Source organism: Seohaeicola sp. 4SK31, from assembly GCF_028802875.1.
GTDB lineage: Bacteria > Pseudomonadota > Alphaproteobacteria > Rhodobacterales > Rhodobacteraceae > Seohaeicola.
In genome coordinates, this window is sequence record NZ_JARAMP010000020.1 from 55,353 (window position 1) to 76,698 (window position 21,346).

The 21,346-nt window shown below is 63.4% G+C and carries 21 protein-coding genes; 11 read left to right on the plus strand and 10 right to left on the minus strand.

What is annotated here, in order from left to right; genetic code table 11:
- Positions 1-12: 12 nt before the first annotated feature.
- The 6 genes from PVW27_RS16165 to PVW27_RS16190 are packed head-to-tail and all read right to left on the minus strand — an operon-like array spanning position 13 to position 6,464.
- The gene (locus PVW27_RS16165) at positions 13-1,317 is read right to left on the minus strand and encodes a TRAP transporter large permease (protein WP_274559507.1); all 1,305 of its coding nucleotides are present in this window, start codon (positions 1,315-1,317) and stop codon (positions 13-15) included.
- Entirely contained in the window at positions 1,314-1,832 is a 519-nt protein-coding gene (locus tag PVW27_RS16170; RefSeq protein WP_274559509.1) for a TRAP transporter small permease subunit, read from the minus strand. Before PVW27_RS16170 ends, PVW27_RS16165 begins: the two co-directional genes overlap by 4 nt.
- The gene (locus PVW27_RS16175) at positions 1,829-2,860 is read right to left on the minus strand and encodes a phosphotransferase family protein (RefSeq protein WP_274559511.1); all 1,032 of its coding nucleotides are present in this window, start codon (positions 2,858-2,860) and stop codon (positions 1,829-1,831) included. Before PVW27_RS16175 ends, PVW27_RS16170 begins: the two co-directional genes overlap by 4 nt.
- Entirely contained in the window at positions 2,857-4,431 is a 1,575-nt protein-coding gene (locus PVW27_RS16180) for an AMP-binding protein (protein WP_274559513.1), read from the minus strand. The genes PVW27_RS16175 and PVW27_RS16180 overlap by 4 nt, the downstream gene beginning before the upstream one ends.
- Positions 4,432-4,470: 39 nt before the next feature.
- Positions 4,471-5,679 (minus strand): acyl-CoA dehydrogenase family protein, encoded by a 1,209-nt coding sequence (locus PVW27_RS16185; protein ID WP_274559515.1) that lies wholly within the window; start codon positions 5,677-5,679, stop codon positions 4,471-4,473.
- Between the two features lie 11 nt (positions 5,680-5,690).
- Positions 5,691-6,464, minus strand: a complete 774-nt coding sequence (locus PVW27_RS16190; RefSeq protein ID WP_274559517.1) for an SDR family NAD(P)-dependent oxidoreductase — start codon at positions 6,462-6,464, stop codon at positions 5,691-5,693.
- A gap of 169 nt (positions 6,465-6,633) precedes the next feature.
- On the opposite strand from PVW27_RS16190, the gene PVW27_RS16195 reads away from it, so the two are divergent.
- From PVW27_RS16195 to PVW27_RS16215, 5 genes are all read left to right on the plus strand, one after another.
- A complete protein-coding gene (locus PVW27_RS16195; protein ID WP_274559518.1) occupies positions 6,634-7,335 on the plus strand; it encodes a TetR/AcrR family transcriptional regulator in 702 nt (233 codons plus the stop codon).
- Between the two features lie 22 nt (positions 7,336-7,357).
- Complete coding sequence (locus tag PVW27_RS16200; RefSeq protein ID WP_274559519.1) at positions 7,358-9,646, plus strand: molybdopterin guanine dinucleotide-containing S/N-oxide reductase; 2,289 nt, start codon at positions 7,358-7,360, stop codon at positions 9,644-9,646.
- 28 nt (positions 9,647-9,674) lie between these two features.
- Positions 9,675-10,973, plus strand: coding sequence for an ArgE/DapE family deacylase (locus PVW27_RS16205; protein ID WP_274559521.1), 1,299 nt, complete (start codon positions 9,675-9,677; stop codon positions 10,971-10,973).
- Positions 10,974-11,237: 264 nt separating this feature from the next.
- The gene (locus PVW27_RS16210) at positions 11,238-11,753 is read left to right on the plus strand and encodes an HdeD family acid-resistance protein (RefSeq protein ID WP_274559522.1); all 516 of its coding nucleotides are present in this window, start codon (positions 11,238-11,240) and stop codon (positions 11,751-11,753) included.
- Positions 11,753-12,481 carry an esterase/lipase family protein gene (locus PVW27_RS16215; RefSeq protein WP_274559523.1) on the plus strand — a complete coding sequence of 243 codons (729 nt, stop codon included), beginning with the start codon at positions 11,753-11,755 and terminating at the stop codon, positions 12,479-12,481. Before PVW27_RS16210 ends, PVW27_RS16215 begins: the two co-directional genes overlap by 1 nt.
- Positions 12,482-12,500: 19 nt before the next feature.
- On the opposite strand, the gene PVW27_RS16220 is transcribed toward PVW27_RS16215, so the two are convergent.
- Positions 12,501-14,216, minus strand: coding sequence for an alpha/beta hydrolase (locus PVW27_RS16220; RefSeq protein ID WP_274559525.1), 1,716 nt, complete (start codon positions 14,214-14,216; stop codon positions 12,501-12,503).
- A gap of 168 nt (positions 14,217-14,384) precedes the next feature.
- On the opposite strand from PVW27_RS16220, the gene PVW27_RS16225 reads away from it, so the two are divergent.
- The 6 genes from PVW27_RS16225 (at position 14,385) to PVW27_RS16250 (ending at position 19,883) form a co-directional block, all read left to right on the plus strand.
- Positions 14,385-14,885: a MarR family transcriptional regulator gene (locus PVW27_RS16225; RefSeq protein WP_274559527.1), complete on the plus strand. Its 501-nt coding sequence runs from the start codon at positions 14,385-14,387 to the stop codon at positions 14,883-14,885.
- 102 nt (positions 14,886-14,987) lie between these two features.
- Positions 14,988-16,778: an alginate export family protein gene (locus PVW27_RS16230; protein WP_274559528.1), complete on the plus strand. Its 1,791-nt coding sequence runs from the start codon at positions 14,988-14,990 to the stop codon at positions 16,776-16,778.
- Positions 16,779-16,816: 38 nt separating this feature from the next.
- On the plus strand, positions 16,817-17,896 hold the full coding sequence (locus tag PVW27_RS16235; RefSeq protein WP_274559530.1) for an SDR family NAD(P)-dependent oxidoreductase: 1,080 nt from the start codon (positions 16,817-16,819) through the stop codon (positions 17,894-17,896).
- A gap of 77 nt (positions 17,897-17,973) precedes the next feature.
- Positions 17,974-18,987, plus strand: a complete 1,014-nt coding sequence (locus PVW27_RS16240) for an SDR family NAD(P)-dependent oxidoreductase (RefSeq protein WP_274559532.1) — start codon at positions 17,974-17,976, stop codon at positions 18,985-18,987.
- Positions 18,972-19,502: a hypothetical protein gene (locus PVW27_RS16245; protein ID WP_274559534.1), complete on the plus strand. Its 531-nt coding sequence runs from the start codon at positions 18,972-18,974 to the stop codon at positions 19,500-19,502. The genes PVW27_RS16240 and PVW27_RS16245 overlap by 16 nt, the downstream gene beginning before the upstream one ends.
- Before the next feature lie 48 nt (positions 19,503-19,550).
- Positions 19,551-19,883 (plus strand): potassium channel family protein, encoded by a 333-nt coding sequence (locus PVW27_RS16250; protein ID WP_274559536.1) that lies wholly within the window; start codon positions 19,551-19,553, stop codon positions 19,881-19,883.
- A gap of 127 nt (positions 19,884-20,010) precedes the next feature.
- Here PVW27_RS16250 and PVW27_RS16255 read toward each other — a convergent pair whose 3' ends face one another.
- The 3 genes from PVW27_RS16255 to PVW27_RS16265 form a co-directional block, all read right to left on the minus strand.
- Positions 20,011-20,397, minus strand: coding sequence for a DUF302 domain-containing protein (locus PVW27_RS16255; protein ID WP_274559537.1), 387 nt, complete (start codon positions 20,395-20,397; stop codon positions 20,011-20,013).
- 314 nt (positions 20,398-20,711) lie between these two features.
- The gene (locus PVW27_RS16260; protein WP_274559538.1) at positions 20,712-21,137 is read right to left on the minus strand and encodes a c-type cytochrome; all 426 of its coding nucleotides are present in this window, start codon (positions 21,135-21,137) and stop codon (positions 20,712-20,714) included.
- A gap of 73 nt (positions 21,138-21,210) precedes the next feature.
- Positions 21,211-21,346 (minus strand): copper-binding protein (locus PVW27_RS16265; protein ID WP_274559545.1); only part of this gene is annotated, 136 nt, incomplete at its 5' end.

Sequence of the window (21,346 nt, forward strand, 5' to 3'; positions counted from 1 at the left end):
TTCAAGGTCACATCACCGCGCCGGAATGCCGGTGAAGGTGGTGATGGTCTCGGGGAACAGGAAAATCAGCGCGCCTGTCAGCAGCATCAGGATCAGGAACGGGGCCACGGCGCGGTAGATCGCAGTGATCGGCGTCGTGGGGCTGAGGCTCTTGAGATAGAACAGGTTATAGCCGAAGGGGGGCGAGATATATCCGATGCACAGGTTCAGTTGGAACAGGATGCAGAACCAGATCGGGTCAAAGCCCAGCTGGATCACGATCGGATAGAAGATCGGCAGCACCAGCAGGATGATCCCGATCGGGTCAAGGAACATGCCCAGCACCAGCGTGATCGCCTGCATGATCAGGATCATCACCAAGGGGTGCACATCCATCCCGGCCAGCATCCCGGTCATGAAGGCCGTACCGCCGCCACCGCCATAGATGGCGATAAAGGCCGATGCCCCGAATACGATCCAGATCACCATCCCGGTCATGGTGGCAGTCGCGTGGCTGACCTCGCGGATATACCGGATCGTCAACTCGCCCCGCACCGCAACGGAAAAGACCACCGCCGCAGCCCCCACGGCAGCCGCCTCGGTCGGCGTGGCGATACCCGCAAAGATCGAGATCAGCACCGACAGGATGATCACCAGCGGCAGGATCACGGATTTCAGCGCGGCCACGCGCTCGGCCAGCGGGGCCCGCACATCGGCGCCCGGTGCCAGTTCGGGATGCATCCGCGCGCGAATGCCGACATACAGCATGAAGGTCGCCAGTAGCATCAGCCCGGCTACCAGACCGCCCATGAACAGCCGGCCCACGGATTGTCCAGTCTGCATCCCGATCAGGATCAGCGTGATCGAGGGCGGGATCATGATGCCCAGGGTTCCCGACGCACCGATGGTGCCCAGCACAAAGCTTCTGTCATAGCCGCGCTTCTCCATCGCGGGCATCCCCACCAGACCCGTGGTCACGGTGGATGCCGCGCAACTGCCGGTCATCGCCGACAGCGTGGCCGCAAAACCCGACGTTCCCAGCAAAAGCCCGCCCGGCGTGCGCCCCGACCACAGGTAGAAGGCGTGATACAGGTCATTGGCGATCCGCGACTTGGCCAGCGCCACGCCGATAAACACGAACAGCGGCACCGCCGACAGAAGGATCGACCACATGTTGCCGAACATGGTGGTGACAATGGAATACATCCCGTTCGGCCCGAACATGAGCGCGCCGAAGATCACTGCCGTGCCCCCCATGGCAAAGGACAGCGACACGCCGGTGATGATGGCGAACAGCACAAGGCCGAACATGCCGATGGTCAGAAGTTCAGGGCTCATGCCGGTTCGCTCCGCTTGACGTCCGCATTGGGGTTGATGATGAGGATCAGGGACCGGATCGCCTCGACGATCCCCTGCGCCGTGATCAGCGCCGCCCCCAGAAAAAGTGCCAGCTTGATGGGCCACATCGGATGCCCCAGCGCGCTGTCATCGCGCTCGTTGAAGGACCAGGCATCCTCGAAGAACAGCCATCCCTCGCGCGTCAGGATAACGCCCCACAGGATCAGGAAGGCATAGTTGAACAGATCCAGCCCCGCATTGACGCGCGGATTGCTGGTATTCAGCAGGATATCCACGCGCACGTGATCGCGCTTGATCAGGGTATAGGCCCCCACCAGCACGAAATAGGCACCGAAAATGCGCTGCGTATAGCCATGCGCCCAAAGGGTCGGCTGGCCAAAGCCGTAGCGCGCCACCACCTCGAAGCAGAGCACAACGATGCCTGCCCAGATCAGGAAGCTGACGGTTTTTCCGATGAACAGGTTGATCTCGTCGATCAGTCTGAGAAGGATCATGAACTGGTCCCTTGGTTGGAGGAAGCGCGGGCGATGACCTCGCGGGCGCGGGCGGCGAAACGGGGGGCAAGTGCACCAAGGCTCGCCGCCTCGTCCGAGGCCGCGCTGCCCGCGCGGGCACGATCCGCGATGCCCACAAAAATCACGGCAAAGCGGAACATGGCGAAGCCGATATGGAAGGGTTGAAGCGGTGCCGTGGGCCGGGCATGAGCCATGTATTCGGCCACGAACTCATCCTGTGTGGGAATACCGCCCGCGGCCCAGTCAGTGCCAAGGATGCCACCATATTCATCCGGGGCGGAATTCCACGGCATCACGCAATAGCCCAGATCGGCCAAGGGATGGCCCAGCGTCGACAACTCCCAGTCCAGAACCGCGATCACGCGCGGCTCGGTCGGGTGATACATCAGGTTGCCCAGCCGGAAATCGCCATGCGCAATGCTGACCGCGCCATCATCGGCAGGAATGTTGGCGGGCAACCAGTCCATCAGCCAGTCCAGATCGGCGATCCGTGGACCGGGACTTTCCGTATACTGGCGCCCCCAGCGCGCAAACTGCCGCGCGAAATAGTCACCGGGCTTGCCGAACCCCTCCAGCCCCACCTGATCCGGGCGTACCGCATGCAATCGCGCCAGCGTGCGCGCCATGTCGAGATAGATCTCGCGCCGCGCGGCAGGGGACATCCCCGGCAGGGTGCAGTCCGAAAACACCCGCCCCTCCAGCCGCTCCATCACATAGAAGGGCGTGCCAAGGATGCTGGCATCTTCCTCAAGATACAGCACCGGTGGAACCGGAACGCCGGTATCAGCCAAGGCCCGCAGCACGCGGAACTCGCGTTCGATCGCATGGGCCCCGGGCAGGATCGGCCCGGCCGGCTTCTTGCGCAGCACCAGCCGTGTCCTGCCCCATGTCACGAACCATGTCGGGTTCGACTGCCCACCGCTGATGCGCTGCGTCTGCAGGTCCTGCCCGTCCGGCCATCTGTCGGTCAGCCACGCCTCCAGCGCGGTCAGGTCAAGATCGGTCATGCCGCCTCCTCGGCCCGCGCGCGGTCACGCAGGATGAACTTCTGGATCTTGCCCGTCGCCGTGCGGGGCAGTTCCCCGAACACGAACCGTTTCGGTCGTTTGAACCCCGCCAGATGATCGCGGCAAAACGCATCCAGTGCGCCGGCATCAAGGCTGCGTCCCGGCTTCAATTCGACATAGGCACAAGGCACCTCGCCCCATTTCGGATGGGGCGCGGCCACAACAGCGGCCAGCAGAATATCGGGATGGCGGTGCAACACCGTCTCCACCTCAAGGCTCGAGACATTCTCGCCGCCCGAGATGATGATGTCCTTGGCCCGGTCCCGGATCTCGATCTGGCCGTCAGGATGCATCACCGCCAGATCGCCACTGTGGAACACCCCGCCGCGAAACGCCTCTGCGGTCGCCTCAGCGTTGCGGTAATAGCCCGCCATGACCGTATTGCCCGTCAAGACGATCTCGCCCATCGTCACGCCATCGCGGGGCACATCCGCCCCCGTATCGTCCACCACACGGGCGCGTCCGGCGGTCAGATGCCGCATCCCCTGCCGCGCCAGATCGCGGGCGCGGGCGTCCAGATCGGCAGGCGCCTCATCGCCCGGATCGTTGATCGTGGCGGGACCATAGCTTTCCGTCAGCCCATAGAGATGCGTCAGGTCGAACCCCAGCGCCTCCAACCCCGCCAGCAGCGCAGGCGTGGGCGCAGCACCCCCCGTGCCCACCTTGACGCGGCGCGGCACCGGGCCACTCGCGTGGTTCAGCAGCATGTACAGCACCACCGGCGCGCAGCACAGATGCGTCACCTCGCGCGCCACGATGGTATCAAGGATCAGCGCCGGATCGACACGGTCCAGACAGACATGCATCCCGCCCGCCGCCGTGACCGCCCATGTATGGCACCAGCCGTTGCAATGAAACATCGGCAGCGTCCACAGATAGCGACTGTCGGTCGTCAACCCCAGTGCCAGCACATTGCCAAGCGCATTGAGATAGGTTCCGCGATGGGTGAATACCACGCCCTTGGGCCGCCCTGTCGTGCCGGATGTATAGTTCAGCGTGATCGCCTGATGTTCGTCCGCGACGGCACCACGCGGGTCCAGCGCAGGCACATCCCCGTGAAAGAAGTTCAGCGCAGAATGATCGGCAGGCGTGTCACACAGCATATGCAGCGGCACCGGACAGTCCGGCAGATCGGGCCGCGTCGCGGTTTCCGCCAACAGCAGCTTCGCGCCCGAATGATCAAGGATATAGGCAATCTCGCCGGGATCGAGCCTTGTGTTGATCGTGTTCAGCACCGCCCCCAGCGCGGGCACGGCGAAATGCGCGGCCAGCATCTCGGGCCGGTTCGTCAGGATCACCGACACCACATCGCCAGCGCCCACGCCCTGCGCCCGCAGCCAGCCTGCCATCCGCGCGACAAGCTGCCCGAATTCCGCATAGGTCCAGACATGATCGCGCCATGCCACGCCGGGACGGCCGCCATGCACCTCCAGCGTGCGGGCCAACAGGTCCAGCGGCGTAAGCGCCTGTGTATTGGCCGCGCGCGGGGCCAGATGCGGATCGGTGAACATTGCGCCTCCTCCCAAAGTCGCGGTTCAGATGTCAGTCACTCACGCCTCGCCGGGCAACCAGCGCCAGAAATCACGGCCTTCCTCAGCCAGATGCCGGTTCAGCACCATCTGATGCACCTCGTCCGCGCCATCGACCAGACGCGCCTGCCGTGCATAGCGATAGATCCATTCCAGCACGGTATCCTGCGAATATCCCCGTGCACCATTGATCTGGATCGCCACATCCGCCGCTTTATGCAAAAGGTTCGCGCAGTGGATCTTGGCCATCGAGACCTCTTTCTTGGCGAAGCTGCCCTGATCCAGCGCCCATGCGGCCTTCATCACCAACAGGCGACCGATCTCGATCCCCATGGCCAGATCGCCCATCTTGATCTGGATGCTTTCGCGGTCCGACAGGCGCACGCCAAACCCGTGGCGGTTGCGCGCATATTCTCCCGCAATCTCGGTGCAGCGTTTCGCCAGCCCCAGCCAACGCATGCAATGGGTCAACCGCGCCGGTCCCAGCCGCATCTGCGTGACCTTCAGCCCCATCCCCTCGCCCATGATCACACGGTCGGCGGGCAGTTCCATATCCTCATAGACCAGCTCGCAATGCCCGCCATGTTCCTCAGGCCCCATGATCGGGATACGGCGGTCGATGCGCCAACCCGGCTCATCCTTGTGATGCAGGAAGGCCGTCAGCCCACGGCGCGGATCGTCGGATGTGCGTGCCAACAGGATAAAATGGCTGGCATCGGCCGCCCCGGTGATGAACCACTTGCGCCCACGAATGACATAGGCATCGCCCTTCTTGCTGGCCGTGGTGATCATCATTCCCGGATCAGACCCGCCCCCCGGATGCGGCTCGGTCATCACGAAGGAGGACCGCACCTCCCCGCGCACGATCGGGTCTAGCCAGCGTTCCTTCTGCGCCGCTGTACCCGCCTGTTCCAGCACCATCATGTTGCCATCGTCCGGTGCCGCCGAGTTGAAAATCACCGGACCAAAGATCGAGCGGTTCATCTCTTCATAGCAGACGGCCATTCCCATCTTGCCCAAGCCCTGTCCGCCGGTTTCAGGCTTGAGTTGCAGACACCACAGCCCCTGTTCCCGCGCCTTCTCGCGCAGCGGTTCCATCCAGTCATAGGCGATGTTGTCATGCGCGTCCCAAGCGGCGCGATTGGCCTCGACCGGCAGGATCTCGTCCTCGACAAAGCGCGCGATACGGGCGCGGAAATCCTCGATCCGGGGGGAAATGGTGAAATCCATGAATCGCTTCCTTACAACGATGAAACAAGATGACCGCCATCGGCCACGATCTCGGTGCCGGTCATGAACCGGCCCAGATCAGACACCAGCAGCAGCAGCGGCCCGTCCAGATCGGCAGGCTGGCCCAAGCGGCGCTGCGGCACCCGCCGGATCAGGGCGCGGCCCGCGTCCGAGGCAAAGAAATCACGGTTCAGCTCGGTCTCGATATAGCCGGGGCACAGCGCATTCACGCGGATGTTGTGCCGCGCCCATTCCAGCGCCAGCGCGCGGGACAGTTGCACCAACCCGCCCTTCGACGCCGCATAGGCCGCGACATGCCCGGCCACACGTTTGCCAAGGATCGACGCGACATTGACAATCGCGCCCCCCTCACCCTTGGCGGCCATGGCGGCGGCGGTGATCCGCGCCACATGGAAAGCCCCCTTGAGATTGGTGTCTATGATCCGGTCAATGTCATCCGCCGAGTGATCCAGCGCCGACGCAGACAGCGTCGTGCCTGCGTTGTTGATCACGATGTCAAAGGCTCTGTCCTTGAGCGCCCCCTTGACCGAGGCCGGGTCGGCCACATCCATCTCAACGGCTTCTGCCCGCCCACCTATTGAAGCAATTTCATCGCAAAGGGTCTGCACCCGGTCCAAGCGCCGCGCAGCGGCGGTGACATGCACGCCCTGCCCCGCCAGAAGCCGCGCAAAATGCGCGCCAAGGCCCGAGGATGCTCCCGTCACAAGGGCAGTTTTGCCGGGCAGACCCGGCCAGATCATGGAATGTGCGTCGGATGCCGCCATGGTCGTCAAAGGCCTCCCCTCCTTTTCGGACGTGGTTCACACAGTTTTTCGAGCGAGTGTTCGATATATAAGCTAGAGTGGGATTCGCATCCGCGCAAGCCCCCTCTTGGTGTTTGGCCCGGATGCCGCTAACAGATTGGCAGAGGATCACGACAGAAAGGCAGTACGCGTGCTGGACATTGACGATCTGACGACCGAAGCGCTGTGCCGCTACATGCTTGACCGGCACCGGGACACAATCTCGGTCCAGAAACCCGAGTTTGCCCTGCGCAAGCTCAATGTCATCATCGCGGCGGCGCTGGATCTGTCCAATCGCAAAGGGTTTCAGGCGATGTCCCTGCGCGACCTGTCCCGCGCCTCGGGCGTGTCGATGGGCGGGCTGTACGCTTATTTCGACAGCAAGACCACGCTGCTGAACATGATCCTGTCCGAAGTCACGGCCGCCGTGCAGCGGGTGCTGTCCACCCCGCCGGATAAAGTGCAGGGCGATCCGGTCGCCCATCTGAACTGGCTGATCGCCACCCATGTGCAGATGACCGAACAGATGCAACCCTGGTTCACCTTCGCCTTCATGGAGGCCAAGAACTTCCCCCCCGCCGAACGGCGCAAGGCGATCGACAGCGAGGAGTTGACCGAAAGCTATTTCGCCGCCGTGTTGAAGGACGGTATGGCTAAAGGCGTGTTCCGCCCCGATACCTCGCCCCTGCTGGCCGCGCTGATCAAGCCGCTGTTGCAGGACTGGTATGTCAAGCGCGCCAAGTACCGCCGCCGCCGCGTGACCATCGACACCTATATCGCGACGGTGCAGGATTTCGTGCAGGCGGCCTGTCTGGCGGATCAGACCCACAAGGACCAGCGCGCCACAGCCTGAACATCCCGGATAGGAAATGCCCATGAAAGACGAAAGCCGCGATCTTCTGACCAACAGCCATTGGGGCACCTATTGGGTCGATGTCGCGGATGGCCGCGTCTCGGGCCTGCGCGATTTCGAACAGGACCCCGACCCCTCGCCCATCGGGCATGGCGTCGTCGATGTGCTGGACGATCCCTTGCGCATCACCCGCCCTGCCGTGCGGCAAAGCTGGCTGGATCACGGGCCGGGTGCCCATGGCGACCGGCGCGGCTCCGACCGTTTCGTCAGCGTCAGCTGGGACGAGGCCGAACGTCTGGTCGCCGCCGAACTCGACCGCGTGAAAACGCAATACGGCAATCAGGCGATCTATGCGGGCAGCTATGGCTGGGCCAGCGCCGGGCGCTTTCACCACGCGCAGGGTCAGCTCAAACGCTTTTTGAACTGCATCGGCGGCTATACAGGCTCGGTGAACACCTACAGCTATGCCGCCGCCGAGGTGGTGGTGCCCCATGTGATCGGTGATTTTCTGGGCCATCTGGAACGTGCAACATCCTGGGATGTGCTGGCGGATCACTGCCAGCTTTTCGTCGCCTTCGGCGGCCTACCCCTGTCGAACGGCCAGATCGGCCAAGGCGGCACCGGCGCTCATGTGCAAAAGGGCGGCATGCTCGCCGCCCATGCCAATGGCTGCCGCTTCGTCAACATCTCGCCCCAACGCTCCGACGCGCTGGAGGCCCTGGGCGCCGACTGGCTCGCCCTGCGCCCCTCGACCGATGCCGCCCTGATGCTGGGGCTCGCCCATGTGCTGCTGACCGAAGGTCTTTGCGACCGCGCCTTTCTGGACCGCTACACCACAGGCTTCGACCGTTTCGCCGCCTATCTGACCGGCGCCAGTGACGGCACACCCAAATCAGCCGACTGGGCCGCCGCCATCTGCGACCTGCCCAGCGATCAGATCCGCCAACTGGCCCGCGACATGGCAAAGCACCGCACCATGATCGGCATCTCCTACTCCCTCACCCGGCAGGATCACGGCGAGCAACCCTATTGGGCCGCCATCACCCTGGCCGCCATGCTGGGACAGATCGGCCTGCCCGGCGGCGGTTTCGGATTTGGCTATTCGGCCATGAACAACAACGGTCTGGAACGGCGCTACCTGCCTTATGCCGCCTTCCCCCAGGGGCAGAACCCGGTCAAATCCTATATTCCCGTGGCGCGCATCACCGACATGCTGGAAAACCCCGGAGGGACGGTCGATTACAACGGTCGCCGGCTGACCTATCCCGATGTCAAGCTCGTCTGGTGGGCAGGCGGCAACCCCTTCCACCACCACCAGGACCTCAATCGCCTGCGCCGCGCATGGGCACGGCCCGACACAGTGATCGTCAACGAATGGTGCTGGAACAGCCTTGCGCGGCACGCCGATATCGTGCTGCCCTGCACCACCGCGCTGGAGCGTGACGACATCGCCATGACGCGCAAGGACCCCTATATCACAGTCATGGACCGCGCCATCGCGCCGGTAGGCGAGGCCCGCGACGATCACGCCATCTTCCGTGGCATCGCCGCGCGGATGGGGATCGAGGATGCCTTCACCGAAGGGCGCAGCGCAGATGACTGGGTGCGCTGGCTCTATGACATGTCGCGTCAGGCCGTGGCGCGCGGCGGCGTGGAACTGCCCGGTTTCGACGATCTGAAACGGCAAGGCTGGGTCAAGGTCGCTGCCCCGGCCAAACCCACGATCCTGATGGAACGCTTCCGCAGCGATCCCGACAAACACCCCCTCAAGACTCCCAGTGGCCGGATCGAGATCTTTTCGGACACTGTCGCAGGCTTCGGCTATGACGATTGCCCCGGCCATCCCGTCTGGCTGGAGCCTTTGGAATGGCTGGGCAAGTCAGACGACAAGGCCCCGTTGCACCTGATCTCGACCCAGCCCAAGACCAAGCTGCACTCCCAGATGGACCATGGCCCCGTCAGCCGTGCCGCCCGCATCGACGGGCGCGAACCTCTCACCATGCACCCCGATGATGCCACCGCCCGTGGGCTGACAGCAGGCCAGACCGTCCGCATCTTCAACGCGCGCGGGGCCTGTTATGCGGGTCTGGTGATCAGCGACCACGTCCGCCCCGGCGTCGTCCAGATCGCCACAGGCGCATGGTATGACCCCGATGGCGACACCTGCCTGCACGGCAATCCCAACACGCTCACACCGGACAAGGGCACGTCGAAACTCGCCCAAGGTCCCATCGCCCATAGCTGCCTTGTGCAGGTCGAAGCCGCCCCCGACGCCCCCGCCCCTCGCATCGACACGCCCCCGCTCGCCTGACCCGGCGGCCAACCGACAGGACCATGCCATGACCGATACCGCCGCCCTTTCCGCCATCCGCGAGGCTGTCACGACAGGCTGGGATCGCCAGATCGCCACGCTGGCCGATTTCGTCCGTATCCCCAGCCAGCGCTTTCAGGAAGGCCCGGCGCAGGATTTCATGGCCGATGCCCTGCGCGCCCGCGATTACGAGGTCGATGACTGGACCATTGCCCTGTCCGACCTGGAACCCCTGCCCGGTTTCGGCCCGATCGAGGGTGACTTCTCTCACGCCCGCAGCGTGGTGGGCACCCATCGCCCCAAAGGTCCCGCCACAGGGCGCTCGCTTATCCTGCAAGGCCATCTGGACGTCGTGCCCACCGGCCCGTTGGAGATGTGGGCCAGCCCACCCTATGACCCGGTCATCCGGGACGGCTGGATGCACGGGCGGGGTGCAGGTGACATGAAATCGGGCACCATCGCCGCCCTGTTCGCGCTGGATGCCATCCGCGCCGCCGGATTCGAACCTGCCGCCCGCGTGCATTTTCAATCCGTGATCGAGGAGGAATCGACCGGCCTCGGCGCGCTCTCGACCCTGCAACGGGGCTATCGTGCCGATCTCTGCGTGATCCCCGAACCCTCGAACCTGTCGATCAACCGCGCGCAGATCGGCGTTCTGTGGTTCAAGCTGCGCGTGCGCGGGCGCCCCACTCATGTGGCCGTGGCAGGCGAGGGATCGAACGCGATCACGGCGGCCTTTCATCTGGTGCAGGCGCTCAAAGGGCTTGAGGCGCGGTGGAACGACCGGGCCGCGCAGGACGCGGTCTACAGCGATGTCCACCATCCGCTGAACTTCAACGCAGGCAAGATCGCGGGCGGCGACTGGGCCAGCTCGGTCCCCGCATGGTGCGATGTGGATTGCCGCATGGGCCTGTTGCCGGGCTGGTCGCTGGACGCATGCAAGGCCGAGATCGCCGCCTGCATCGCAGAGGCGGCGCTGGCCCATCCATTCCTGTCCAACAACCCGCCTGAGGTGGTCTGGAACGGCTTTCAGGCCGAAGGCTATGTGCTGGGCGAGGATGCCGCCCCCGGCCTTGCCACCATGCAAACCGCGCTGCGCGACGCGAAAGGCGCGGACACCCTTCTGCCCGAACACAAGATGACCGCGCTCACCGATACCCGCTTCTACGGGCTTTACTACGGAATCCCGTCCTTCTGCTTTGGCCCACGCGCCGAAAGCATTCATGGCTTTGATGAAAGGGTGAACCTGCAATCGGTGCGCGAGGTGACCGAGGTTCTGGCCCTTTTCATCGCACGCTGGTGCGGGTTGAACCCCATCAAGGGCTGAGCACCCGTCCGGGCCTACGCCACGTTCAGGCGTGTTGCACCCGCAATAGCTTTTGGTCCGTCCAGCGGCCGCAGGGCACAAGATGCGCGCAAATCCTGTCCTCGCTTCCCCCGGAAGGACCATCGGGCGGTATCGCAAGACCCGGCAAGCCAAGCTACATGCTGCGGCAGCCAAAGACAGGCCTGCCCATAATGGGCAGGTCCCCCGGCGACATTTCCGAGCGGCATGATACTGCCAGCCCCCATGCGGCTTGGAGAGACCATCATGAAGACATTCCCCTTTTTTCTGGCGGGCGGCGCTCTGCTTCTGGGGGGCGTCGTGGCCCTTCTCAACCCATTGGCGGCCACCTTCACGGCAGAACAGATCGCGGGCTGGTTCTTCTTGTTGTCTGGCGGGCTTCAGGTTTTTGCGGGGTTGCGGCAGGGACGACGCCCCGGATGGTGGCCCTCCATCCTGCTGGGTGGTCTGGGGCTTGTTGTCGGTCTGTCCCTCCTGCTGCGACCTTTGGAGGGCATCATCTCGTTGACGCTGCTGGTTGCGGTGTTCTTCCTGATGTCCGGTGCGGCCAAGATCGGGCTGTGCTTCGCGCTGACAAGACACCCGTCATTCTGGTTCATGCTGCTGTCCGGGGCGATCTCGATCCTGTTGGGCGCCGCCATTCTCGCCGGGTTTCCGGCCTCGGCCGGGATGGTTCTGGGCACGCTGCTGGCCATTGACCTTCTGACCTCGGGTGTCGCCCTGCTCGCCCTCGGCCTTGCCGTGAAAGCAAGACAGACCTGATGCGGGATCGCGGATCGGTTGTTCTGCTTCACGGGCTCAGCCGCAGCGATGCGTCGATGGCGGCCATGGCCACGGCGCTGGATCATGCGGGATACGCGGTCGTCAATCACGACTATCCCTCGACCACCGCCAGCTTGACCGCGTTGGTCGATGAGGTCGGCAAGGCCATGGCCGCATGCCTGTCATCGCCTGTCAGCTTTGTGACCCATTCCATGGGCGGCATCCTCGCACGCGCCTATCTGGCCCGAAACCGGCCCGTGCAGATGGGGCGCATGGTGATGCTGGGCCCACCTAACGGCGGGTCCGAGATCGTGGACCTGTTGGGCCACTATCAGGTTTTCGCATGGCTGAACGGTCCTGCCGGAACCGAACTTGGCACAGGACCTGCAGACTTTCCCCATCGCCTGCCGCCGCCCGACTATCCGCTGGGCGTGATCGCCGGAAACGTCTCGCTCAATCCGGCCCTTTCAGCCCTGATCGAGGGGCCGAATGACGGCAAGGTCTCTGTCGCCAGCACAAGGATCGCCGGGATGGCGGATCATGTCGTGCTACCGGTCAGCCATACCTTCATGATGCTCAACCCGCTGGTGATCGAGCAGACAATCCATTTCCTGCGCACCGGTCGCTTCGATCACGCCTTGACCCTTGCCAGAGCGGCCCGCCGGATCGGACGACGGGCGGGCGCACGCCTGAAACACCGCTTCGACACCTTGGGTGACCAAGGCTGAACGCCCGAGGACAGGCCGTTCACAGTCCCTCCTGCACCAGACGCTCCCTGATCCGCGCAATCTCGGCGGCGGTTGCCCCATGCGGCTCCAGCAGCGCAAGCCACCCGTCCAGATAATCATTCCCCGCATAGACATGACCGAACCCGGCAGGCGTGCCCGCCGCAGTCACCATATCGACGACGGATTGCAGGAACGAGATCACGGGCACCCAGACCAGCCCCTCCGACACATCGAGCGGGCGCGGTGGCGACATGATGGCGGGCCTGCGCAGCAAGCTGCCGGTCTCGAAGAAGACGATCGGATCGGATGGATACTGAAGATAGACGACGCGCAAAGGCCCCCACGGCCCATAGGTGATGTCCGCACCGTCATCCTGCGTCATGAAGCGGAACATCCGCCCGTCGCTGTACCGGGGGTGCCAGACGGAACTGTCGGGGTTGCGCGCCTTGACGACCACGTTCCAGGTGCGACTGGGAAATGGCGGACCGGCCCATAGCGCGCCATGATAGGGATCGGCCATGATATCATAGACATCCACGGACAGATCCGAGTTCAGCGCCCCAAGGCTGAGACCAAAGAGGTAAAGCCGCGGGCGGTCATCGGCAGGCAATACGCTCCAATAGCCGTAGATGGTCCGGAACACCTGCCGGGCCGTCTCGACCCCGCGGTCCGGCTCTACCAGCAGCGACAGCCAGCTTGGCAGATAGGAATACTGCACCGACACCGTGGCCACATCGCCGCGCAGCAGATATTCCAGCGGCATGATGGCCGCCGGATCGACCCAGCCGGTTCCGGTCGGCGTGGCGATCACAAGGTATCGTCTTTGGAACGCGCCGGTGCGGATCAGTTCCTGCAGGGCCAGTGCGGCGCGGGCTGCCGGGCCTTCGGCGGAATTGACGCCGATATAGACGCGGACAGGTTCAAGGGCATCCCCTTGGTGCAGCGCCGCGATATCCGCCTGCCCGGGCGGTGCCTGCACGAAGTCGCGGCCCTGCGCCCCAAGGCTGTCCCAGCGCACATGCGAGCCCAGCCCCCCTGACTTCAGCGGATCATCCGGCGGCACGGACCCCGGCGGGATCAGCGCATCCATCTGCGCATAGGCCGCGTCCATACCGTCCACCGCACCCCGCACCAGAACGCCCGAACCGATCGACCAGAACAGGCCAGAGGCCAGCACAAGACCAAGGATCAATGCCACCCTGACCGGCAGAATGACCAACAGAACATTGGCCGCGATGATGGCCGCGCGGCGGAACACCCGCCCCAGCATGACAAGCACCAGACCGACGCTCATGGTCAGCATAAGCACAAACAGACGATGCACGGTTTCCACCGGCGGCAGCTGCATCGCCGCCCGTGCACTATTCGCCCATGTTGGCAGGAACCACAGCCCATAGGCGACCAGACCCACGGCAAGACCGAAGCCTGCAAATCCGATGGCCCGCGCCTTAGCCCCGTCCTGCGCGGTATCCTCGCCGGCACCAAGCATCCGCGCCAACGCCGCCAGCCCCGCACCGATCCAATACCCAAAGGAGACGGCAAATCCTGCAAGGATTCCTTGGCCCAGTTCGCTGCGTGGCACCATGCCGGGCAGAAGCGCTGCCACAAAGGCGAGCGCCGCAAAGACCGCGCCAGCGACCGAGGGGCCAGACAAAAGGTGCTGATCAACGATCCTGCCCCGTCGGACAGCGCGCTGCACGCCGACTGCCTCTGTCAGGTCCTCCCCCTGTTTCACAGTGATGTCCGCTTTCTCTCAAGGGCCCGGCGCATCCGCCGGAATGCAACCTACACGCAAGCGCGACAACGGGGTGCTCAAAATGAGCACCCAAAGACATTCATTCGTGGTAAAATACTCTCTCATAGGATGATTTTTATTTTCACTTCCGACACAGGGAACCGGTTCATGACGGCACAGCCTTGTCGCACCATCACCAATTTCAAGCCCGCCGCCAGCAGCAGCCAGCGTCTGACGGATGTTCAGAAAAGGATCGAGGCGTCCTACTTTCCGGTCCAATACGCCTTCGTTCAGTTCTTCACCGAACATCTGGTGGATCTGGTTGACACCTTCGAGGGCGATCTGACGCAAATGCTGGTTCTGGCTGTTCTGGGGCAGCGCCGCCTCGAAAGCCAGTTCGATGGACATGACGAAAGCCAGTGTGGCAAAGCCTGCATGTCCGCCTCGCGTATCGCCGATGTTCTGCATCTGCCCAGACAGACAGTGAACCGCAAGCTTGCCGCGCTCAAGGCCCGCGGCTGGATCGAGAACCACCCCAAGAAAGGCTGGTATATCGTGGGCGATGCGTCGCATTCTCCGGCAAAGGCGGCCTTCAGCGATTTCGAGGACCGCTTCAACAAAAGGCTGGCAAGGCTCTACATTCAACTGCGGCAAGAGCTGCAAGCCTGAGCACCTGCCTTGCTCCGCCTGCTCAATTTGAGCAGGCATCCTGTCGCGCCAGCAGGAAAACGCGCGCATCTTTCCCCGAACGACCGAGAGGGGGAAATTCCGATGCACATCTGCCAGAACAATGGATCACGGCATCCATCGCCGATCACCGCGACAGCCTTGTTGCGGGTCATGGCGATGGTGATGGCGGGAGTCGCCGTCTCGGCCCCTCTGGGCAGCGCGGCATCGGCGCAGGGTATTTCCGACGCACAGCCCTTTGCGGGACGACTGATCGACTCTGTGCGTATCGTGATCGACAATCCCAGCGCGGATGCAGCCTTCAACAGCCGGATCGAGGACAGCGTGCGCCGCGCCCTTGGCCTCTTTCCCGGTGCTGCCTATTCCGAGGATCGGATCGGTTTTGCCCTGGGGTCCGCGCGGCGGAATCCGGCTGTGGAAAACATCGGGCACGAAGGCCTTCCCTCCGCCACAGGCGGTATTGATCTGACCGTGACCGTCCAGTTGCGCGATGGCACGCAACCCGCCACCGGACGCGGCATGGCCGCCACCGGCAAGTCATCGGATTTCCCGCTGATCCTTGACCGCAACGGCACCTATCTGCGGTTCAAGCTGGATGCCTTCGCGCTCTACTATGCCAACAACAACGCGTGGTATGGACGGCCCGACCTGATGCTGGCGGGAAACCCGCTGGTGCAGGGCACGCCCTCGGGGCGAGGCTATGACGACTGGGTTGAAGGCTATCTGCATTACGGGGTCTATGGGATCACACCGATTGGCGACAGCTTGTCCTTCTATGGCGGGCTGAGCGCGATCACCTCGGGGTCTTACGGGCAGGAACTCTTCACCGACAAGACCCGCAGCTACACCTATCTGGAGGACGCCTATATCGGTCTGGTCGGCGGCAATGTGGATGCCGATGGCAACCGCCTGACCTATAACTTCACCGCCGGACGCCAGCGTTTCACGCTCGCCAACGGTTTCCTGATCGCCAACACCGCGGCCAATGGCGACGAGCGCGCCGCCCTTCAGGCGAATGCGCGCTGGTCCTCGGACCTGCTGGTCTTGGGCCAGATCGCCTATAACGACACCAAATTCGAGGCGTTCTACGTCGATCCCGACGAATTGCCGATCCTTGACTCCGACACCAAGATCGCGGGCCTCAACCTTGAAACCAAACCGCTGGCGGGCCTGACCCTTGGGGCCACCTATCTGACCGTGCCGAAGTCGAACACCAATTATTTCAGCCCCACCGGAACAATCGCGGGCGGACGCGAGAATCTGGAACTCTGGGACGCACGCTTCACCTGGCAGCCCAACCCCACGGGTGCAGCAGGGCCCTTCTTCGGGGGCGAAATCGCGCGGCAGACCAACCGGGATTTCGACATGGACGCGCGCGCGGGCTGGGTCGAGGCGGGCTATCACATGCCGCAGGCCAAATGGTCGCCCAGCATCAGCTATCGCCTCTCGTATTTCTCGGGCGATGATCCGGCAACCTCGACCTATGAACGCTGGGACCCGCTGCTGTCGGGCGGCAATGGCGAACAATGGGTGCAGGGGGCCAACCATTTCAAGGTGGTGCAGGACAGCAACGTCATAGCCCACCGCATCCAGGCCCGGTTCCGTGTCGCCCCACGGGTCGAGATCGTGCCCCAACTCTGGGCCTTCCGGGCGGACCAGTTGAACAATATCGGCGGCAATCCGGCGCTGTCGTTCCTCAGCGACAAGGAACTGGGCTACGAGGCGAATGTCACCGTCAAATGGTTCAAATCCAAGAACACCTATGTGCATGGCCACATCGCCTACACCGTGCCGGGCGACGGCGCAAAGGCGGCATTGGGCGGCACAGCGAAAGACTGGCTCAGCGCGATGGTCTTCGTGCGCTACGCCTTCTGATCCGAAAATCTCCTCATTCAGTCAAAAGGATACATCACATGACACAGGACAGCGACACCACCGATGGCATGGAACGCCGCGATTTCCTCAAGGGCTTTGGCATTGCGGCGGCTGGCGGTCTGGCGGGCACGGTGACGGCGACGCAGGCCGAAGCACAGGCCATGTCGCTGGGCTTTGGCCCCTATGCGACAGCATGGAACCCGCAGGATGCCGCGATCCCCGGTCGCCAGAATGTGGTGCCCATCGCCGATGACTATTTCATCCCCGGCCGGTTCGCGGGCAAGACGATCATCGTGACAGGATCGGCCCGCGGCATGGGCGAGGTCGCGGCCCGGCGTCTGGCCAAGGAAGGTGCGAATGTCGTCGGCGTCGATATCCTCCAAGACCTCGGTGCCTCGGTGGTCGAACAGATCAGGGCCGACGGCGGCAATGCGACCTTCGTCGGCGGCGACATCTCCGAAGATGCCACCTGCGCGCAGATGGTGCGCGTCGCGGTGGACACCTATGGCGGGCTGGATGGTGCCATCAACAACGCGGGCGTGATGGACGCCCTCTTCCCGGACGAACCGATCGACTATCCCAACCAGAAAGACCGCGTCATGGCCCGGATCGACGAGGCGGGGGATGAATATTTCGACCGGGTGATCAAGGTCAATGTCTACGGCACCTTCTATGCGATGCGTCACCAGATCCGCCAGATGATCGCGCAGAACCGGGGCGGGGCCATCGTCAACGTGGCCTCGGTTGCAGGCATCCGGGGCTTTGGCGGCACGGTGCCCTATGTCTCGTCGAAACACGCGGTGCAGGGACTGACCAAAACCGCCGCCATCGACTGCGCGGCCTATGGCATCCGCGTCAACTCGGTCGGCATGGGCACGACTGTGACCCCGATGTTCGAACGCGCCTTCGAGATCATCGGCCAGCGCCGCGAGACAGGCTTCGCCGATACCGGCATCGGGCTTTATAAAAGCATGAGCCTGCTGCAATTCAGCGATCAGGCCAAGCGCGGCTCGACCGCCGCCGAACAGGTGGCGATCATGCTGTTCCTACTGTCGCAGGAGGCGTCGAACATCACCGGATCGACCTACAACACCGATGGAGGTTTCACGATCTTCTAAGGTGCAGGCCCGACCCCGTTCCACCTCGTGCGTGGTCGGGCTGATTTCCCCTGAACCTTCCAACCGGAGCATGCGATATGGAAAGACGCGACCTTCTCAAGGGCATGACACTTGCGGCGGGTGCCATGGCCACCACGGCCAGCCTGACCACGCCACCCGCACAGGCGCAGGTTCCGGGCGGCAGGCCGGGGCGCAACGCCTTGGTGCCGATGCGGCCACTGGACCCTGACTATCACATTCCGGGCCGGTTTTCCGGGCGCACCTATATCGTGACCGGTTCAGCCCGCGGCATGGGCGCCGCCGCCGCCATCCGTCTGGCGCGTGAGGGTGCGAATGTGGTGGGCGTGGACTGGCTCAAGGATCAGGGTGAGGCGACCGATGCCGCGATCCGCGATCTGGGCGGCAACAGCGTGTTCATTCACGGTGATATCGCCGACCCCGCCACGATGGAGGCTGCCGTGCAGGCTGCTGCCACGACCTATGGCGGGCTGGATGGTGCGATCAACAATGCCGGTGTGATGGACGGCGTCTACTCGGGCGAGGCAAATGATTACGACAGCCAGCGCCCCCTGATCTTTGCCCGCATTCACGAGGCGACGCAGGACTATTGGGACAATGTTTTCCGCACCAATGCGCTGGGCACCTTCCTGTCGCTGCGGGCCGAACTGGGCTATCTGGTCGAACAGGGCAAGGGCGGCGTGATCCTCAACGTCGGCTCCATCGCCGGGATGACGGGGCTTGCGGGCAACCCCGCCTATGTCGCCAGCAAGCACGCCGTGAACGGTCTGACCCGCAACGCCGCCATTGACTATGCCCCCTACGGCATCCGCGTGAATTCGGTGAACATGGCCGCCACCGACACACCGATGGTGGCCCGCGCGGGTGCCATGGTCGCGGCCTCGATGAAAACCAGTCAGGGGCCGATGATGGGGTCGATCAAGACCAACAGCATCCTCGCCTGGACCGATCCCGAAAACCGATCCGCAACGGTGGGCGAACAGGTCGGCATGATGCTGTTTCTGCTGTCGGACGAGGCGTCGAATTTCACCGGCGGCATCTACGCCACGGACGGCGGATGGACGGCCTACTGATGGGTTCGGGACAGGCCCAGCCCCACAGGCATACCGACCGGATCAAGGCGATGGACGAAGCCTCCTTCGGGATCATCTATGGCGCGGTCACGGTCCTCAGCCTTCTGATCTCGTTCGAGGCACATCCCGCCAGCCCCATCCGAGTGTCCGTCATTCTGTTCGGCTCGGTCACGGCGATCCTGATGTCCAAGGTCTTTGCCGAGGTCATGGCCGGGGCCATCAGGACGGGCGACAGGCCAACCCGCGCCCATATCCGTCAGGCCTGGGACCACAGCCGTGCCGCCCTCGTCGCCGCCAATCTGCCGGCGGTGATCATGCTTGCCTCGGCCTTCGGCCTGCTTGCCGTCCAGACGGCTGTTGCTCTGTCGCAAGGGTTCTGCGTGGCCCTGCTGATGATCTTCGGCGCGCGTGTGGGCTGGGTGGTTGACCGCGCCCTGATCTCTGCAATCCTTGGTGCGTGCTGTGCCGGGGGCCTTGGCGTGGTGCTGAGCGCTGCAAAATATCTCTTTCACTGACAGGGCGTCAATCTTGCGCCACCCTATTCCAGCATGCAGGCGATGCTCATGAAACTCGGTGTCAATCTTGGCTTTCTCCTGTCCGGGCTGCCTGTCGCGCTTGCGGACCCGCATGTGAGGGTTCTCATGGGTCTGGTGACGGCCTTGATCGTCGTGGCAACGGTGTTCTATCGACTGGTCGAGCAATGGGCTTGGATCGACGCCCTTTATTTTGCGGTCGTCACGATCGCGACCGTGGGCTATGGCGACCTTGTGCCGCGCACCGTCCTTGGCAAGCTGTTCACCATCGCCTACATCTTGACCGGGATCGGCCTTTTCGTGGCTTTCGCGGCGGCCTTGACCCAGCGCATGGTGGCTGCCGCCAGACCGGAGGAGAGATGATCCGGCGGTGTCCCATCGTGGGACATTTTTCGAGGCCAATGTTTTCAGACACTTGGCGGCGGCTGTTCAGACAAAATTAACCTGTCGGCCCGCCAGAAGCGCCGCCCGCAGTGGGTGACGCCGCATGTCAGATCGCCGCGATAGCCTTGGCCGAAAGGTCGCGCACGTCACCCGCCACCGCGATCAACTTCGCGTTGTCGATCGCCTGCATGGAGGCCACGGGATCAATCGCGCTGACCTCCACGCCGCCCTCGACCGCGCGCAGGATCACGTTGCAGGGCAGCATCGCGCCGACGCGCGGTTCGATCCCGATGGCCTGATAGGCCATGTTCGAATTGCAGGCCCCGAGGATGCGATAGGCTGGCATGTCGGCGTCCAGCTTGGACTTCATGGTCTTTTGCACGTCGATCTCGGTCAGGACACCGAAGCCATGCTCGGCCAGTGCCTTGCGCGTCCGGGTGTCGATGTCGTCGATATTCGCCCCGGTCATCAACCGGGTGATGGTATAGGTCATGCGGAACTCTCTTTCTGGTTTACTTGCGCAGATACTTGATCAGGGCGGCAATCATCAGACCGACAAGGATCAGGATGACGATCATCCAGAGTCCGCCGAAACCCATGCCATATCCGTTCATCATGTCGAACGTCCTTTCCTACGGTGTGACGTGCCACCCCATGACAACACCCCATGACCTGTGGGGTTCCAGATCCCGGCACCCTGACACGCTATCGTGCAGGGGGAACGTCACCTGTGACTCTATCACATGCAGGGCTGCCGATGTGACAAATCTGCTTGCCCACCATGCCGCCCATAGGAGGGCGAAAGCCTCAATTGATCCCGTTTTCGCGTTGCAGGGCGCGGATATAGGCGACGATATCCATCACCTCGGCCCGCGTCACACCCGAGACGGGGGGCATGTCGCCAAAGCGCCAGTGATGCGCCCGCACGCCATTCTGTGCGGCCAGAAGAAAGGACGCATCGCCGTGATGGCTGGGTTCATAGATCTTGTGGACAAGCGGCGGTGCGATATCCTGCCTGCCCTGCGCGTTTGTCCCGTGGCAACTGGCGCAGGCGGCATCAAAGGCGCGCTGTCCCATCTGCTCTTGTTCGGTGAAGCTGGCGGGGATCTGCACGGCGACCATCGCATCCCCTGCAAGCGGAGCGTCGGTCGTTTGGGTGTCAGGGGGCTGCATCAGAAGGAATGCCCCGGCGGCCACGGCCAGAAGAGCAATCCCGAAGAGGGTGCGTTTCATTGAATGTCCTTCATGCCTTGGGCGCGCATCTGACCGTTCAGCGGGTCAGATGCGGCCATGTCGGGTCATGCGCTTATTTCAGCGCGGTGACCTTCAGCTTGCCTTCGACGCGGTCGGCGGTGAATTCGATCTCGTCACCCTCGGCCATTTGGGCGATCACATCGGCATCGGCGCGGAACACCATCGTCATGGCGGGCATGTCGAGGTTG